The sequence below is a fragment of the Pseudarthrobacter sp. NBSH8 genome (genome assembly GCF_014217545.1).
GTDB lineage: Bacteria > Actinomycetota > Actinomycetes > Actinomycetales > Micrococcaceae > Arthrobacter.
Window position 1 is genome coordinate 134,417 of the sequence record NZ_CP043178.1, and the last position, 15,349, is coordinate 149,765.

14 protein-coding genes are annotated in these 15,349 nt (G+C 61.5%); 8 read left to right on the forward strand and 6 right to left on the reverse strand.

Annotated elements, in window-relative coordinates:
* Positions 1-200: 200 nt before the first annotated feature.
* Together FYJ92_RS00575 and FYJ92_RS00580 are read right to left on the reverse strand one after the other, a co-directional pair.
* Positions 201-908, reverse strand: a complete 708-nt coding sequence (locus FYJ92_RS00575) for a cache domain-containing protein (protein ID WP_185262137.1) — start codon at positions 906-908, stop codon at positions 201-203.
* On the reverse strand, positions 905-1,666 hold the full coding sequence (locus tag FYJ92_RS00580) for a FadR/GntR family transcriptional regulator (RefSeq protein ID WP_185262138.1): 762 nt from the start codon (positions 1,664-1,666) through the stop codon (positions 905-907). The genes FYJ92_RS00575 and FYJ92_RS00580 overlap by 4 nt, the downstream gene beginning before the upstream one ends.
* Positions 1,667-1,950: 284 nt before the next feature.
* Between FYJ92_RS00580 and hxlB the strand changes: the two genes are divergently transcribed.
* The 8 genes from hxlB (at position 1,951) to FYJ92_RS00620 (ending at position 10,437) form a co-directional block, all read left to right on the forward strand.
* Entirely contained in the window at positions 1,951-2,550 is a 600-nt protein-coding gene (gene hxlB / locus FYJ92_RS00585) for a 6-phospho-3-hexuloisomerase (protein WP_185262139.1), read from the forward strand.
* A 55-nt stretch (positions 2,551-2,605) separates the two neighbouring features.
* Positions 2,606-3,229, forward strand: a complete 624-nt coding sequence (hxlA, locus tag FYJ92_RS00590; protein WP_185262140.1) for a 3-hexulose-6-phosphate synthase — start codon at positions 2,606-2,608, stop codon at positions 3,227-3,229.
* A gap of 150 nt (positions 3,230-3,379) precedes the next feature.
* Complete coding sequence (locus FYJ92_RS00595; protein ID WP_185263885.1) at positions 3,380-3,595, forward strand: hypothetical protein; 216 nt, start codon at positions 3,380-3,382, stop codon at positions 3,593-3,595.
* A 46-nt stretch (positions 3,596-3,641) separates the two neighbouring features.
* A complete protein-coding gene (gene zwf / locus FYJ92_RS00600; RefSeq protein ID WP_185262141.1) occupies positions 3,642-5,210 on the forward strand; it encodes a glucose-6-phosphate dehydrogenase in 1,569 nt (522 codons plus the stop codon).
* Positions 5,207-6,199, forward strand: a complete 993-nt coding sequence (locus tag FYJ92_RS00605; protein ID WP_255482233.1) for a glucose-6-phosphate dehydrogenase assembly protein OpcA — start codon at positions 5,207-5,209, stop codon at positions 6,197-6,199. Before zwf ends, FYJ92_RS00605 begins: the two co-directional genes overlap by 4 nt.
* Before the next feature lie 52 nt (positions 6,200-6,251).
* Positions 6,252-7,358 carry an S-(hydroxymethyl)mycothiol dehydrogenase gene (locus FYJ92_RS00610; RefSeq protein WP_185262142.1) on the forward strand — a complete coding sequence of 369 codons (1,107 nt, stop codon included), beginning with the start codon at positions 6,252-6,254 and terminating at the stop codon, positions 7,356-7,358.
* On the forward strand, positions 7,355-7,975 hold the full coding sequence (locus tag FYJ92_RS00615; protein ID WP_185262143.1) for an MBL fold metallo-hydrolase: 621 nt from the start codon (positions 7,355-7,357) through the stop codon (positions 7,973-7,975). The genes FYJ92_RS00610 and FYJ92_RS00615 overlap by 4 nt, the downstream gene beginning before the upstream one ends.
* Positions 7,976-8,082: 107 nt before the next feature.
* Complete coding sequence (locus tag FYJ92_RS00620) at positions 8,083-10,437, forward strand: FdhF/YdeP family oxidoreductase (protein WP_185262144.1); 2,355 nt, start codon at positions 8,083-8,085, stop codon at positions 10,435-10,437.
* A gap of 75 nt (positions 10,438-10,512) precedes the next feature.
* Here the strand turns inward: FYJ92_RS00620 and FYJ92_RS00625 are convergent, their stop codons facing one another.
* The 4 genes from FYJ92_RS00625 to FYJ92_RS00640 form a co-directional block, all read right to left on the reverse strand.
* Positions 10,513-11,256: an IclR family transcriptional regulator gene (locus FYJ92_RS00625; RefSeq protein ID WP_185262145.1), complete on the reverse strand. Its 744-nt coding sequence runs from the start codon at positions 11,254-11,256 to the stop codon at positions 10,513-10,515.
* The gene (locus FYJ92_RS00630; RefSeq protein WP_255482234.1) at positions 11,253-12,602 is read right to left on the reverse strand and encodes an APC family permease; all 1,350 of its coding nucleotides are present in this window, start codon (positions 12,600-12,602) and stop codon (positions 11,253-11,255) included. The genes FYJ92_RS00625 and FYJ92_RS00630 overlap by 4 nt, the downstream gene beginning before the upstream one ends.
* Before the next feature lie 387 nt (positions 12,603-12,989).
* Positions 12,990-13,649, reverse strand: coding sequence for a DUF5134 domain-containing protein (locus FYJ92_RS00635; protein WP_185262146.1), 660 nt, complete (start codon positions 13,647-13,649; stop codon positions 12,990-12,992).
* Positions 13,650-13,810: 161 nt separating this feature from the next.
* Positions 13,811-15,295 (reverse strand): APC family permease, encoded by a 1,485-nt coding sequence (locus tag FYJ92_RS00640; RefSeq protein ID WP_185262147.1) that lies wholly within the window; start codon positions 15,293-15,295, stop codon positions 13,811-13,813.
* Positions 15,296-15,349: the final 54 nt, after the last annotated feature.

Sequence of the window (15,349 nt, forward strand, 5' to 3'; positions counted from 1 at the left end):
ACGTGGACAAGGGTGTTGTCCGAGCCCGGGAAATTCTTCCTCTGGTGCCGAAAGACTCGTGACTGCTCCGAGGTATGGCATGTGAAACAGATCACCCCCAGAGGTTACAGCTTAAAAGCTCTATTGCGATAGCTTTTATTTGCCGAACTTTTCCAGCTTCGGTGCAACCAACGTTGACCCGTGCCTGGGAAAGTTCGCACCTAGACAGCGAAAATCAGGGAAAGCCCAAGGTGTGGGACGTCCAGGGCCATCCGATGCTGGCCGGGCAAACCGGATTTAATCCGCTCACCAACGAGGTATAAACCGGAGTTGCCGAGAATGACGCGATTGCTGGCATTGACGAGGGCCGCATCTCCGGGAATGGCGCGCAGAGTGGGCATGATGAGGGGTTCCAGGTCCCTGATCCGGATGTCGCATGCAGCCACGCCCGTGAAACGCCCGTGGACAGAAAGCGGGGCCGCAAATGTCAGGATGTATTCCTCGAAGCCGAGGAAGTCCACATATGGCCCCCATACGCTCTGCTCACCTGTGGAAGCGGCGGTGGAGAAGAACGGCAGCTTCTCATAGTCGTAATAACGGCTGCTGCCTGGAGTCATGTCGAGGTCGAGCCTGCCGATGGTGCCGTGTTCCTTGCGGGCCCACCAGTCCAAAGCCGGTACCCCCTCCTCGATGGTTTCCACGGCGAAGAAAGTCCCGGCCCCTGCTGCGTAACTGTTCTTCGTCAGGAAATCCCGGGGATATTCATCCAATCCCTTGAGGACCGCCTTACCTGCTTTGGACTTGTCGGCGAGATTTCGTTCAAGGAGGGAAGAAACGTCGCTGGAGAGCTTCGTGACCTCCGTGCAGACGCCGCTCATCCAGGAAGAAAGGTCGGATGCAGCATGTACGACTTCAACGGTGGGCTTCATTGACCATCCTGGTTTGATTGGGCGTAGCCGAGGGTCAGTTTCTGGTCGATCAGGTGGAAAATGTTCCGCCTGATGTGCTCAAGGACAAGGTTTTGGGCCTTCTCCGGCTGGTCTTGGGCTACTGCCCGGACCAATTCCAAGTGTTCTGCGGTTGCCTGCTCGGGGTCAAATGCCACCGTGAGGGGAGTCCAAAGCTGCTGGACTGTTTCTTCCTGAAGCCGTATTTCCGCGTTGGCGAGCCTTGGCGATTGCGCGGCTATTGCCAGCTCGATGTGGAAGCGGCTGTCAGCAGGTGCACGCACTTCGGGGGTGTCGGCCAGAATTAATGCCCTCGCAAGTTCCTGAAGGCGCTCGAAGTCGTGTGCTTCTGCGCGCTCACAGGCCAGACGGACGGTGGTGGCTGCTATAGCGGAATGTTCGTCACCGATGTCACGTATTTCCGAAATTGACGTCGAGAGGAACCAATCCCGAATGACGTCCTTCTGCGTACGAGGCTGGTTGACCACGAAGGTTCCCCCGCTTCGGCCCCTGCGGGTCTCGACGATCCCCCGCTCGCGCAGTTCCCCCAAAGCTTCGCGAAGAGTGGCGCCGCCAACCCCAAACATTTCCGAGAGGGCCGCTTCGGGTGGCAAGCGTTCGCCCACTTTAAGCAGCCCAAGGCCGATGGCCTTGGTAATTCTGTCCACAATCGCATCGGCCCTCTCGATTTCGGGCAGGGACCGATAAATCTGGGACTGGATTGATGACGGCGAGGCCAAAAGTCTGCGCTCCGGAAAATGGGTACGGGTCGATCAATGACAAGCAGCCCGGATGGTACGTGAGTGGACTTAACTCGTTCTCCAGAGTCTATGCAATGAATCCTTCAAACCTGCGGCTTTTCGGCACTCCCTAGCCTTCGGCTCGGCACCACCAATCCTAAAGTGTAGTCAGAACCGTCAGAAAACAGTGTTACCCCCGCCCTTTCGCTTCGGGAGTATGGATATCAACCACAAAGCATCGTTCGACCGGATCCCGGCCGACGACCGAATGGAAGGGACAAAACGTGACTCCGACAGTAAATACAACGCTCACCGGATACAGCACCACCGGTGACATTGTCCGGAATCTCGCTCTTGTACAGGACGAGATCGCGGACACAGCGGCCAAGATCGACGAGCAGCAGATCGCCGACGTGGCCCGCCACCTTAGCCATCCTGGCCGGGTGTTCGTCGCCGGAGCCGGCCGAAGCGGCCTGGTGCTGCGGATGGCCGCCATGAGGCTGATGCACCTTGGCCTGAACGTCCACATTGCCGGTGACACCACCACGCCTGCAATCGCCTCCGGTGACCTGCTCCTCGTGGCCTCGGGATCGGGAACGACCTCGGGAGTGGTCAAGTCAGCAGAAACAGCGGCGAAGGCCGGAGCGCGGATTGCGGCGTTCACCACCAGCCCGAGTTCACCTCTCGCCGGGCTTGCTGACGCTGTGGTGATCATTCCCGCCGCGCAGAAGACCGACCACGGCTCCAGCGTTTCGCGCCAGTACTCCGGGTCGCTCTTCGAGCAGGTACTGTTCCTCGCCACTGAAACCCTGTTCCAGTCCCTGTGGGACAACACCGACGTACCGGCCGAAGAGCTCTGGCTCCGCCACGCCAACCTCGAATAACCGAACCACAATTTTTCACACCCACCGCAGTTCCCAACAGAAGGAAAACAACACCATGAAACTCCAAGTTGCTATGGACGTCCTGACCACCGAAGCCGCCCTCGAACTGGCCGGTCAGGTCGCCGAGTACGTCGACATCATCGAACTCGGCACCCCCTTGATCAAGGCTGCCGGCCTCTCTGCCGTCACCGCCGTCAAGAACGCCCACCCGGACAAGATCGTCTTCGCTGACATGAAGACCATGGACGCCGGAGAACTTGAAGCCGACATCGCTTTCAAAGCCGGCGCCGACCTGGTCACCGTGCTCGGCTCTGCCGATGACTCCACCATCGCCGGCGCCGTCAAGGCAGCCAAAGCCCACAACAAGGGCATCGTCGTTGACCTCATCGGCGTGGCAGACAAAGTCACCCGCGCTAAGGAAGCCCGCGCCCTGGGTGCCAAGTTCGTAGAGATGCACGCCGGTCTCGACGAGCAGGCCTTGCCGGGCTTCGACCTGACCGGGCTGCTCCGCGCCGGAGCAGAAGCGCGCGTTCCGTTCTCCGTCGCAGGCGGCGTGAAGCTCGCCACCATCGAAGCAGTTCAGAAGGCCGGCGCCGACGTAGCCGTCGTCGGAGGCGGCATCTACAGCGCGGCAGACCCGGCACTGGCAGCCAAGCAGCTCCGCGCCGCCATCAACTAACCAGCCGGAATGTCTTGCCCGTACTGCCCGCGGAGATACGTCACCGCGGGCAGTACACGTTCGGTGTAAGAACCAAGAACACAACACACCCCAAGGATGAGGGGTTTGGCACATTGGGGGACCGGATCCCTGGAAAGGAAGCTGTTCATCATGCGTAGTCAGGCCACACACAATTTGGAAGTCATCGTTACCGAGCCTGGTCGGCTTTACGAGTTGCTCGACCATGCAGAGGCCGCGCTCCGCCAGGTAGCGACGCCTCATTGCTATGCCGGCATTCTGGTCACCCGCCATGATCCCAGCCGCTACACCCTCGCACTCAGCGACACCGTTCCCTATGGGGAGACCCGCGAGCAGATACTCTCGTGAGCGTCGGTCGGCTGCCGCACTGTCTTGCCGAAAGTTAGAAGCAACCATGTCAGTTACTTACGTTGATTCAAGTGTGAGGTCTGGACTTAGGTCTGGCCGTAACCCGTTGCGGGATCCGCGTGATCGTCGCCTGAATCGGATTGCCGGTCCGTCCTCGTTGGTGCTCTTCGGGGTGACGGGTGATCTTGCGCGTAAGAAGCTCATGCCGGCTGTGTATGACCTGGCGAACCGGGGGTTGTTGCCGCCGAGTTTCGCGTTGGTGGGGTTCGGCCGGCGTCCGTGGTCGGATGCGGAGTTCGCTGCGGAGGTGAAGGCGTCGGTGCAGGCGTATTCGCGGACGCCTTTTGATGAGGCGGTGTGGAACCAGCTTGCTGAGGGTATCCGTTTTGTCCGGGGTGAGTTCGACGACGATGATTCGTTTGAGCGGTTGGGGGAGACTGTCGCGGCCCTTGATGAGGTCCGCGGGACGCGGGGTAATCACGCGTTTTACCTTTCGATTCCGCCGAAGGCGTTTGAGCAGGTCTGCCGGCAGCTTTCCAAGCATGGGCTCGCGCAGGCTGAGGGGGATAAGTGGCGGCGGGTGGTGATCGAGAAGCCGTTCGGGCATGATCTGGACTCGGCCCGGGCGCTCAATGAGATTGTGGAGTCGGTGTTCCCGCCGGATGCGGTGTTCCGGATCGATCATTACCTGGGTAAGGAAACGGTTCAGAATATTCTGGCGTTGCGGTTCGCGAACCAGTTGTTTGAGCCGTTGTGGAACGCGAATTATGTGGACCATGTCCAGATCACGATGGCTGAGGATATCGGCACGGGCGGCCGGGCCGGGTATTACGACGGTGTGGGTGCGGCCCGGGACGTGATTCAGAACCATCTGCTGCAGTTGTTGGCGTTGACGGCGATGGAGGAGCCGATTTCCTTTAACGCCGATGATTTGCGGGCGGAGAAGGAAAAGGTCCTTGCCGCGGTGAAACTCCCGGAGGATTTGTCGACGCATTCGGCGCGCGGGCAGTTCGCCGGCGGCTGGCAGGGCGGGGAACAGGTCCAGGGTTATCTGGAGGAGGAGGGTATCCCGGCGGATTCGAAGACGGAGACGTTCGCGGCGATCCGGGTGGATATCCATACCCGCCGCTGGGCCGGTGTGCCGTTCTATTTGCGTGCTGGTAAGCGTTTGGGGAGGCGGGTGACCGAGATCGCGGTGGTGTTCAAACGCGCCCCGAACCTGCTCTTCCGTGACCATGGTGAGGATGACTTCGGCCAGAACGCCGTGGTGATCCGGGTCCAGCCCGATGAGGGTGCGACGATCCGGTTCGGGTCCAAGGTCCCGGGCACGCAGATGGAAGTCCGGGACGTGACCATGGACTTCGGCTACGGGCATTCCTTTACCGAGTCCAGCCCCGAAGCCTACGAACGGCTGATCCTCGATGTGCTCCTGGGCGAGCCGCCGTTGTTCCCGCGGCACGCGGAGGTGGAGCTGTCCTGGAAGATCCTGGATCCTTTTGAAGATTACTGGGCCGGGCTCACTGAACAGCCCGAACCCTACGCCCCGGGGTCCTGGGGCCCTGCCTCGGCGGACGAGCTCCTTGCCCGCGACGGACGAACCTGGAGAAGGCCATGATTGTAGATTTGCCGGACACCACCACCTCGAAGATTTCCAAGAAGATCACCTCCCTGCGCGAGCAGGGCGGTGTGATCGCCCTGGGCCGGGTCCTGACCCTGGTGGTCGTGACCCGGTCCGGGCTCGAGGAAGAAGCGATCGAGGCCGCGAACGAGGCCAGCCGTGAACACCCCTGCCGGATCATCGTCCTCGCTGACGCCGGCTCTGAGGCTCCCAACCGGCTCGACGCGCAGATCCGGGTCGGTGGTGACGCCGGCGCCTCGGAGGTTATCGTGCTCCGCGGCTACGGCGAACTCGCGCATGAAAGTGAATCCCTCGTCGCGGCCCTGCTGCTGCCGGACGCCCCGATCGTGGCCTGGTGGCCGCACGGGGCACCGGCGAACGCCTGCGAAACCTCCGTGGGCCGGATCGCGCACCGCCGGATCACGGACTCCGCGAACGAAACAGACCCTCAACTGGCGCTGGAAAACATCCGGGCCACCTATAAGGCCGGGGACACCGATCTCGCCTGGACCCGGCTGACGAACTGGCGGATCCAGCTCGCGGCGGTCCTGGACCAGGTGGACTCCTCACCCGTCACCGCCGTCGCCGTCGAAGGCGCTTCCGACTCCCCGTCCACGATCCTGCTCGCGGCCTGGCTCACCCTGGCCCTGGACGCGCCCGTGACGATCGTGGCGGACCCCGCCGGGACCGGCATCCGCCGCGTCCGCCTCACCCGCCCCACCGGCGACGTGCAGCTCTTCCGCCCCGGACTCTCCGTCGCGGAACTCACCCAGCCCGGCCAGCCCGCGCAACGCATCTCCCTGCCACGCCGCAGCCTCAAAGACTGCCTCGCCGAAGAACTCCGCCGCCTCGACCCCGACGAAGTATTCGGCGAAACGGTTCGCAGTCTTGGTAGTTCCAAAGTGCATCAAGCCAGCAGCGTGACATTCACCTGCAGCGGGGAGCCAGAACGTAACCGGGACCGCGTGTCACTGATCGCCGTATAAAGGGACCCCGACTCACCGGATCCACCCGGATCCAGAAAAGGAACACAAAGTAATGGTTCACAAAGTCAAAGCGGTCATCGTCCGGGAGAAGAATTCCCCGGTTTCGGTGGAGACTATCCTGGTCCCGGATCCGGGGCCGGGGGAGGCCCTGGTGGACATTCTCACCTGCGGGGTCTGCCACACCGACCTGCATTACAAGCAAGGCGGCATCGGCGATGAGTTCCCCTACCTGTTGGGCCACGAGGCCACCGGTGTGGTCAGCGCCGTCGGTCCCGGCGTCACCGAGGTGGCGCCGGGTGACCGGGTGATCCTGAACTGGCGTGCTGTCTGCGGTGAGTGCAGGGCTTGTGCCAAGGGCCAGCCGCAGTACTGCTTCAACACGCACAATGCCACGCAGAAAATGACGCTCGAGGACGGTACGGAACTCTCTCCCGCGCTGGGCATTGGCGCCTTCGCGGAAAAGACGCTGGTTGCTGCCGGGCAGTGCACAAAGATTGACGACGACGTCGATCCTGCCGCCGTCGGGCTGCTCGGCTGCGGTGTGATGGCCGGCATCGGTGCCGCCATTAACACGGGCGAGGTCAAGCGCGGCGAATCCGTGGCCGTGATCGGCTGCGGCGGCGTGGGCATCGCCGCGATCGCCGGCGCAAGGCTCGCAGGTGCCACCACGATCATTGCGGTGGACATCGACGCCAACAAGGTGGAAATGGCTAAGTCCCTTGGAGCCACCCACGGGGTGAATTCCGGCGAGGAAGACCCCATCGAGGCCATCCGGTTCCTCACAGGAGGCAACGGAGCGGACGTGGTGATTGACGCCGTCGGCCGTCCTGAAACGTACAAGCAGGCGTTTTACGCCCGCGATCTCGCCGGCCGCGTGGTGTTGGTGGGTGTCCCGACGCCGGGCATGTTGCTTGAACTGCCACTGCTGGACGTCTTTGGGCGGGGTGGGTCGCTGAAGTCCTCCTGGTACGGGGACTGCCTGCCTTCCCGCGATTTCCCGATGCTCGTGGCGCACTACAAGCAGGGCAACCTTGACCTGGATGCCTTCGTCACCGAGCGGATCACCATCGATCAGGTGGAGGATGCCTTTGCCAGGATGCACGAGGGCAAGATTCTGCGCTCGGTTGTTGAAGTACAGACTCTGAAGGAGCTCTCATGACAGTCACCATCGAAAACCTGGTCACCTCGGGCACTTTTACGCTCGACGGCGGCACCTGGGACGTGGACAACAACGTCTGGATCGTGGGCAACAAGGATGAGTGCGTGATCATCGACTGCCCGCATGACGCCGAGGCGATCATTAACCAGGTCCGCGGCCGGAAAGTCCTGGCCATCCTGCTGACCCACGCGCACAATGACCACATTGGCGCCGCGCGGCAGGTCGCGGACGCTGTCGGCGCCCCGATCGTCCTGAACCCGGACGACCTGGTCCTCTGGAAGCAGGTCTACCCTGATTCTGAACCGGACCGGTACCACGGGGACGGTGACGTGTTCGAGGTGGGCGGCACCGCGCTGTTGGCCATCCACACCCCGGGCCATTCCCCGGGCTCCACCTGCTTTTACCTCGAAAGCGAGGGAACCGTCTTCACCGGCGACACCCTCTTTAACGGTGGACCGGGAGCGACGGGACGCTCCTACAGCGACTACCCCACGATCCTGACGTCCATCAGGGAACGTCTTTTGACGCTGCCGACCGAGACGTTGGTTCGCACAGGCCACGGCGACAACACTACGATCGGAGCTGAACGGGAAACGCTGGCTAAGGTTTCCCAGTAAGCAGGGTCTTGAACAGCAGAATCCCGTTGAGGCGCGCCAGGACAGCTGGCGCGCCTCAACGGGCGTTTTGGACATGAATGGCGTGAGCCGCAAAGGAAGTTGGAACAATGAAGTTCGGTAAGCAGCCAGCCCCCGTCGCAGACATCAACGAGGACAACCTCGCAGTCCACAAACCCAAAACGGAAGCGGCCGGAGTCAAAGCCGTGATGGTGGCACTGGAGCGGGCCGTGGCCCAGGCTGGCGTGACCCGGACGGCGCAGTCCCTGCTGCGGCTGAATCAGCAGGGCGGGTTTGACTGCCCGGGCTGCGCGTGGCCGGAATCTGCCACGAAGCGCAAGGCGGCCGAGTTCTGCGAGAACGGTGCCAAGGCCGTGGCCGAGGAGAACACCCTTCGGACGGTTGGGGCGGAGTTCTGGGCCAAGCATTCCATCGCCGAACTGTCCGGGAAAACGGAGTACTGGCTCGGTAACCAGGGCCGGCTGAGCGAGCCGGTGGTGATCCGGGAAGGGGAGACCCACTATTCGCCGATCTCCTGGGCCGAAGCGTTCGACCTGATTGGCGAGCACATCCGGGCCTCCACGCCGGACCGGTGCGTCTTCTACACGTCCGGCCGCACGGCGAACGAGACGGCGTTTATGTATCAGTTGTTCGCGCGGGCCCTCGGCACGAACAACCTGCCGGACTGTTCCAACATGTGCCACGAGTCCTCGGGCTCGGCGCTGAACCCGACCATCGGCATCGGCAAGGGGACCGTGTCCCTGGAGGACATCCACGACTCCGAACTGATCTTCGTCGTGGGGCAGAACCCCGGCACCAACCACCCCCGCATGCTCTCGGCGCTGAAGGAGTGTAAGGACAAGGGCGGCAAGGTGGTGGCGGTCAACCCGCTGCCGGAGGCCGGGCTGTTCAACTTCAAGGATCCGCAGACCGTCTCGGGTGTGGTGGGCGGCGGCACGCCGCTGGCCGATGAGTATCTTCAGATCAAGGTGGGCGGTGACCTGGCACTGTTCCAGGCACTGGGCCACCTGCTCCTGGCGGAGGAGGAACGGAACCCGGGCACCGTCGTCGACCGTTCCTTTATTGACGCGCAGACCGACGGGTTCGATGCCTACCGCGACGCCCGCGGCGAGCTGGACTGGGCGGAAACTGAGAAGGCGACGGGCCTGTCCCGGGAACAGATCGAAACCGTGGCCGGGATGCTGGTCCGGTCCAAGGCCACCATCTTCTGCTGGGCCCTCGGTGTCACGCAGCAGCCGCACTCGGTTGACACCATCAAGGAAATGGTCAACGTCCTGCTCCTGCAGGGCAACTTCGGCAAGCCAGGCGCCGGCGCCTGCCCCGTCCGCGGCCACTCCAACGTCCAGGGCGACCGGACCATGGGCATCTGGGAGAAACCGAAGGAATGGCTGCTCGAGGCACTGGACACCGAGTTCGGGATCCTGTCTCCGCGGCACCACGGACACGATGCGGTGGAAGCCATGGAGGCGTTCGAGCGTGACGAGGTGGACGTTTTTGTCTCCATGGGCGGCAATTTCTCGCTCGCCTGCTCGGACACCGAAACCCTGGAAGCGGGTATGCAGCGGATCGGCCTGACGGTGCACATCTCCACCAAGCCGAACCGCTCCCACGTGGTGCACGGCCGTACGTCCCTGATCCTGCCTACGCTGGGCCGGACCGACAAGGATGACAAGCACCCCAAGGGCGCGCAGTTCCTGTCCGTGGAGGACTCCATGTCCGTGGTCCACTCCACCCAGGGCAGGCTGGTGCCGGTCTCCGATCACCTGCTCGCCGAACCGGTCATCGTGGCGAGGATGGCAGAGGCCACCTTCGGGCCGGACCACCATGTGGCCTGGAAGGCGATGGCCGAGGACTATGACGTGGTCCGTGACCATATCTCCCGCGTCCTGCCCGGCTTCGAAGACTTCAATGCCAGGGTCCGGACTAAAAACGGCTTTGTGCTGCCTAACCCGCCGCGGGACACCCGCTCGTTCAAGACGGACATCGGGCGCGGCCGCTTCACGGTCAGCCCGCTGGAATACCTGACCCCGCCGGAGGGCCACCTGGTACTGCAGACCATCCGCAGCCATGACCAGTACAACACCACGTTCTATGGCCTGGATGACCGGTACCGCGGCATTTCGGGCGGCCGGCGCGTGATCCTGGTGCACCCTGAGGACCTGGCCGAGCTCGGTTTCAAGGACCGGGACTTGGTCGACGTGGTGAGCACCTTCCGCGGCCACGACCGGCAGGCGGACAAGTTCCGCCTGGTGGCCTACCCGACGGCGAAGGGCTGCGCCGCGGCGTACTTCCCCGAAGCCAACGCCTTGGTCCACAAGGAAAATGTCGCCAGGGAATCCAACACCCCCGGCTTCAAGGCAATGTTCGTCCGGTTTGTGCCGCACGCGGCGAAGCCGGAAGCAGGCGAAGAGTCCGCTTCGTTTACGGCGGCCACTGCCGGCTGACCCGACAGAACGGCCCCGTCTCCAAAAGCTTGGATTCTAGGGGGCGGGCCGTTCTGCTGCTTCCGAGAGTTCAAATCAGAACAGAAGCGGTGCCAGCCGCAGTGTCAGTTCGCGGGCCGCCTCCGCATGTGCGTAGATTGTGGTGAACCGTTCTGCGGGGCCGGTGAGGCAGAGCGCCGCGCCCAACGACCCATTGGGCATTCGTACTGGAAGTGCCAGGCTGGCGGATCCTAATTCGAATTCGTTGATTTCCGAGGCCTGGTCTTTGAGCCTTATTTCCGCGAGTTGTTCTTCCAGCCGGTCACTGTCTGTGATGGTGTTCTCGGTCAGCTTCACTAACTGTCCTCCCGGCAGCGGGGAGGCCGAACCGCCGAGTTCAGCGAGCATCAGCTTCCCTGCGGCGGAGGCGTGTGGATACCGGAGCAGTTCGAATACTGAGTGGAGCGGATAATCAGGATCTTCGTCGGCGATTCTTACCGAAGCGTTCCTGAACATGATGAGGTGCACTGCGAAACGGTTTCCCCGCCGGAACTCTTCCATTGCGGTGCGGGCGGCGGTAGGAACGGTTGGCGGGGTCGCGGCCGTAACCAAGCCTGAGATTGCGTGTCCGAGTGCAAATCCGCGCAGATCAGATGTGCGGACCAGATATTCGGCGCCGACGAGCGCATTCAGTATCCGGTAGGCGGTCGCCGGAGGCATTCGCAGGGCGTCGGTGATCTCTTTCGCCGTGGTGCCGGTGCCGAACCGTGCCACGATCTCCAGGATCCTGAGCGAGCTTGACGCTGAGCCGGTACCCGAGTGTGTGGGCCTGTAGCTCATGGCAGCGGTCCACTATGAAACAGGTCTGATTCCCGGGTCTCGTCGTAGATGCCCACTGACGCCAGGCGCGCGGGTAACCGGCGGTGAAGGAACGCGGCGTATATGACGCTGAGGAGGAGGACTCCGCCGTAGATGAGGGTCTGCGGGTTACCTGTTCCAATCGATGTCATCGCAGCCGTCCAGAGAACCGCACCGAGGATTACGGAGGTTACTGCTCCGAGTATCCAGCTGGCCAAGGTGTTCTCCCCGATCCGGCGTAGGAAGAAGGGCAAGGACGCGCTGGCAAGGATATATGACCCCAGGTATCCATAGGCGCCAAGGGTGAAGAGGTTCGCGAGGCCCTGCTCGGGGCTGGCTCCGGAGATGATGACCGCGACGGGAACGATGGCAACAACCGGCATCACAACCAGGATCGCCATCGAGGGCGTCCGAAAGGCGGCATGTGTCCGGCCGACTACCCGTGGGGCAACGCCTTCCCGGCCCATACAGAAAAATATCCTGGCAAGGGCGTTCACAGATGCGATGGCGCAGGCAAACCAGGACGCGGCGATTCCCAGGTCAAGGACTGCGGCGAACAAGGGGGAAGACTGGGAGAACAGGTCAGACAACGGAGTGGAGCTGCCTGTTATGTCCGACGGTGCTTCTTTGAGGGCTACGTCCTGGGCGGTTACGGCGAGGAGATAGAGCACGCCCGCCAAGATGGGGGTCCATGTGATGGCCCGTGGCACGCTGACGAAGGGTCTCTGCGCTTCCCCTCCGAGTGTGGTCGGGCTTTCGAAGCCGACAAAGGCACTTACGGCCACCACGATTCCGATCGATAACGAATCAAAATGTCCGTTCCAGGCGAACACACTCCCGAGATTGACCTGCGGCGCGTTGAAGGCGAAGTAAACGACCATGAGAACGGTGAGTATTCCAATTGAAATGGCTTCCATTAACAGCGTGGACCACGCGGATATCTGGATCCCCCTGACCATAAGGAAACAGGCGGCGCCTGCGGCGGCAAGAATGACAAGCACCGCGAAAACCTTAGGATCTGCGACGGGGACGCCAAGATTGACGAATAGCTCAACGATATATGTGCCAACAGCCAGCAGACTGGCCATGGCCACGAGTCCGTACCCGAATATGGCTGACCAGCCGGCGGTGATTGCCGTCCGTTGACCGAGCCCTTTCGCAGTGTAACTGTAGAGCCCGCTGACGGCTGCCATGCGCTTTGCCATCGGCCTCAGACATAAGGTAACCAGGACGATGATGGCCATGGCGGCGCTGAATGTCAGTACAAGGTTCGGTCCAGCAGATCCAACGACGAGGCCAGGAAAGATGAGAGCCGGAATGACGGACATGGCGCCCGCGGGTGCCATGTTCGCTATTGACTGCGCGAAGACCGGCAAGAAGGAAAGTTTCCGGCGCCTCAGGCCCTCCACCGGAGAGTGAGGAGAAATAAAGCGATCACCGCGGGCAGACACTACGTACCAACTTTCCCTACGAGGGCAGGTCCGCCTTGCTTATGGGGAGCGCAAGTCATCGGCCCGTGCTGGAATACATTAGCATTGCCAGCCGGCACCGAGGACGTCTGTGAAGTTTCGAATGCTTCCGCCGCATTAAGTGCAATGATAATTTCCCAATTCAATAGCCATAAAGAGTTCGTAATTTACGAATTCCTTGACGTAGTTTTTTATATATCCGCGCAAGGCAAGGATCTCTTTTCCATTGATCGCAGCGAGCACGTCCTATGCCATGGTGGTCAACATCAGGGCCATGACGGCAGCGCCGAGGGCTTCGAGTAGGTGTCCGGTGCGGAGAGCGGGCTTCGGAGCACTTGCGTGGGGGAGCACGGATTTTGTTAACGCGGATTTTGTTAATAGGAGGCGGATTAGGAAAGTCACCGCCGCAGCTCCGAACAGTACCGTCAGGACGATCGCCAGGGCGGATGAGAGATCAAATGTTGCTGCAGCCGTGCTTTGTGATGCGGCTGGCACCGTGTGGTGGGCGTGCGGCGTTGACAGGGCGCCGGCCGGGACGGTTTTATCGCCGGCGGTCGGGTGACCCATCATGGCAACCATGAGCGCGGCGCCGGCCATGGTCAAGCCGTGGTACAGGCACTGCACCCGGCCCTGGCTACCTCCGCAGAGCAATTTAGATTCCGGCCGAGCGACCGACTGGATGACAAACCACAGCGCTGCGCCGGTGAGTATTGCTATCTGAGCCAGCGTGGTCGATGGCACGAGGTTCCACAACATGGCGGCCATCAGGACGTTCATTAGGGCATGGAGACTTTTGTTGACCCGGTCGGTGAGATGGTGGGACCGCGTGGCCTGCAGGAGGTAATAGCTTCCGCTAAGCAGCAGAACGGCCGTGAGGGTCGAGGTAACTGCCGGAACATCGAACATGGGATCACCTCTCACTACTGGGTTGGGGTTAGTCAAGGTTCGGCCCCCGGTGCCGCTGCTGCAGCACCGGGGGCCGCCCAACAAAACGCGATGGAGAATGCGCAGCGTCGGATTGTTGCCATGAGGATCCGTTTGACGTGAAGCCGTAGGTGCGAGTTCCGTTACCTGAGATCCAAAACCTTTTCCCGTTCTGCGGCTTCGTGGTCTGACGAGGGAGCAGCGGCTGCCTTGGTTTTCGCACGTCGTGATTCATGTTGTGTATACAGCCAGATGGGGAGGAAGAGCGCCAGTACGAGGAACCCGACCCAGGTTGAGGTCCAGCCGATTTCCAGGCTGTTCAGGTAGACCACGCCGATCAGGCATAGAGGCACATTGAACAGGCCAAAGATCATGGCGACGTGTTTCCAGCCCTTCGGTGCTTTGAAGGGTCGTTCCAGGCCGGCAAAGGCGGGGTGTTTCTTGGCTCGGACGTAAGCGAACAGGCTGATGCCGTTGGCGCAGGTGTAGCCAATGGCCGAGGCCGCAAGAATTGCTGCGGCGTTTCCCATCGAGATCAGTACCAGGTTGAACGCTCCGATGACCAGCATGGCAACAAACGGGGTCCCTTGGCGGTTGGTTTTGCCGAAAACCTTGGGAAGGTTCCCTTCCACCGACATGGAGTGCATGGCGCGGGAGGAGCCCAGGTAGGCCGTCTGGATGATCAGGATCATGGCGGCGATCAGCATGATGATGGTGATTATTGTGCCAGCTTGGCCGAAGACGGCCTGGGCCACCGGGATCAGGGGTGATACGGACTCGGCCTGTACACCTTCAACCCCAAGCACGCCGATCACCGAAGTTTGCAGCAGTACGTACAAGAGGAAGCAGATGATGCCGCAGGCAAGCAGCGCCTTGGGAACATCCTTGGACGGGTTTTTGTATTCGGGGCCGTAGATGGCTGCTGTTTCCCAGGCGCAGGCACTCCATTGTGCGATTCCAAAGATGCCAAAGAGAATCAGGATGTGGTGCATGTCCCAGGCCCAGTCAGTCGGCCACCAGCTACCGGTGATGTTGGTCAGCTCAACGTGTCCGGTAGCAAAAGGGGCCACGGCCAGGATAACCAGCGGTATCAGGGATACGGCCGCCAGGATGTAACCCAGGATGGCGCCATCCTTGAGGCCGAACCAGTTGACCACGAACAACCCGGCAAAAATTACCAGACCGGAGATTAGTGCGAGCTGATATTCGGTGAATATATCGCCCAGCGCCGGAAAGAGCCCGTGCAGGTATCCGCCCACCAGGATGGCGAAGATCGCCAGGATTGGGTTCCAGCCAAACCAATAGCTCCAGGCGGTGAAGCCGCCGATCAGCTTGCCCTTGTCGTACTTGCCCTTGTAGTTTTCGGTGCGAAATACGTGCTGGGCGAAACCTGGCAGACCGGAGGCCTTGGGAAAAGTGGTGGCCATTTCGGCATACGCGGCGTTCTGCATGAAACCCTGCAGAACTGATATTCCCCAGATGAGGATTGCCGCGGCTGATACATACATCGGAAGGTAACCCAGGGAGGGCAGAATCAGCATGGGAACACCCAGTGCTATAGCCATACCTTGCTTCCAGTTGATCGACCTTTTCAGGTCATCGGCTTCGTCCAAACGATTTTCACTCATAACATCTCCCTTGATGGACTGAACGTCGTGCGATCTCTGCTGCATGGATGCCGG

Excerpts from the sequence above, each read along its gene's own strand:
- FYJ92_RS00575 (WP_185262137.1), bottom strand. The coding sequence starts at position 908 with ATGAAGCCCACCGTTGAAGTCGTACATGCTGCATCCGACCTTTCTTCC.
- FYJ92_RS00610 (WP_185262142.1), top strand. The coding sequence starts at position 6,252 with ATGGTTCACAAAGTCAAAGCGGTCATCGTCCGGGAGAAGAATTCCCCG.
- FYJ92_RS00630 (WP_255482234.1), bottom strand. The coding sequence starts at position 12,602 with ATGTCCGTCATTCCGGCTCTCATCTTTCCTGGCCTCGTCGTTGGATCT.
- FYJ92_RS00640 (WP_185262147.1), bottom strand. The coding sequence starts at position 15,295 with ATGAGTGAAAATCGTTTGGACGAAGCCGATGACCTGAAAAGGTCGATC.
- FYJ92_RS00620 (WP_185262144.1), top strand. The coding sequence starts at position 8,083 with ATGAAGTTCGGTAAGCAGCCAGCCCCCGTCGCAGACATCAACGAGGAC.
- hxlA (WP_185262140.1), top strand. The coding sequence starts at position 2,606 with ATGAAACTCCAAGTTGCTATGGACGTCCTGACCACCGAAGCCGCCCTC.
- FYJ92_RS00635 (WP_185262146.1), bottom strand. The coding sequence starts at position 13,649 with ATGTTCGATGTTCCGGCAGTTACCTCGACCCTCACGGCCGTTCTGCTG.
- FYJ92_RS00595 (WP_185263885.1), top strand. The coding sequence starts at position 3,380 with ATGCGTAGTCAGGCCACACACAATTTGGAAGTCATCGTTACCGAGCCT.
- FYJ92_RS00605 (WP_255482233.1), top strand. The coding sequence starts at position 5,207 with ATGATTGTAGATTTGCCGGACACCACCACCTCGAAGATTTCCAAGAAG.
- zwf (WP_185262141.1), top strand. The coding sequence starts at position 3,642 with ATGTCAGTTACTTACGTTGATTCAAGTGTGAGGTCTGGACTTAGGTCT.
- FYJ92_RS00625 (WP_185262145.1), bottom strand. The coding sequence starts at position 11,256 with ATGAGCTACAGGCCCACACACTCGGGTACCGGCTCAGCGTCAAGCTCG.
- FYJ92_RS00615 (WP_185262143.1), top strand. The coding sequence starts at position 7,355 with ATGACAGTCACCATCGAAAACCTGGTCACCTCGGGCACTTTTACGCTC.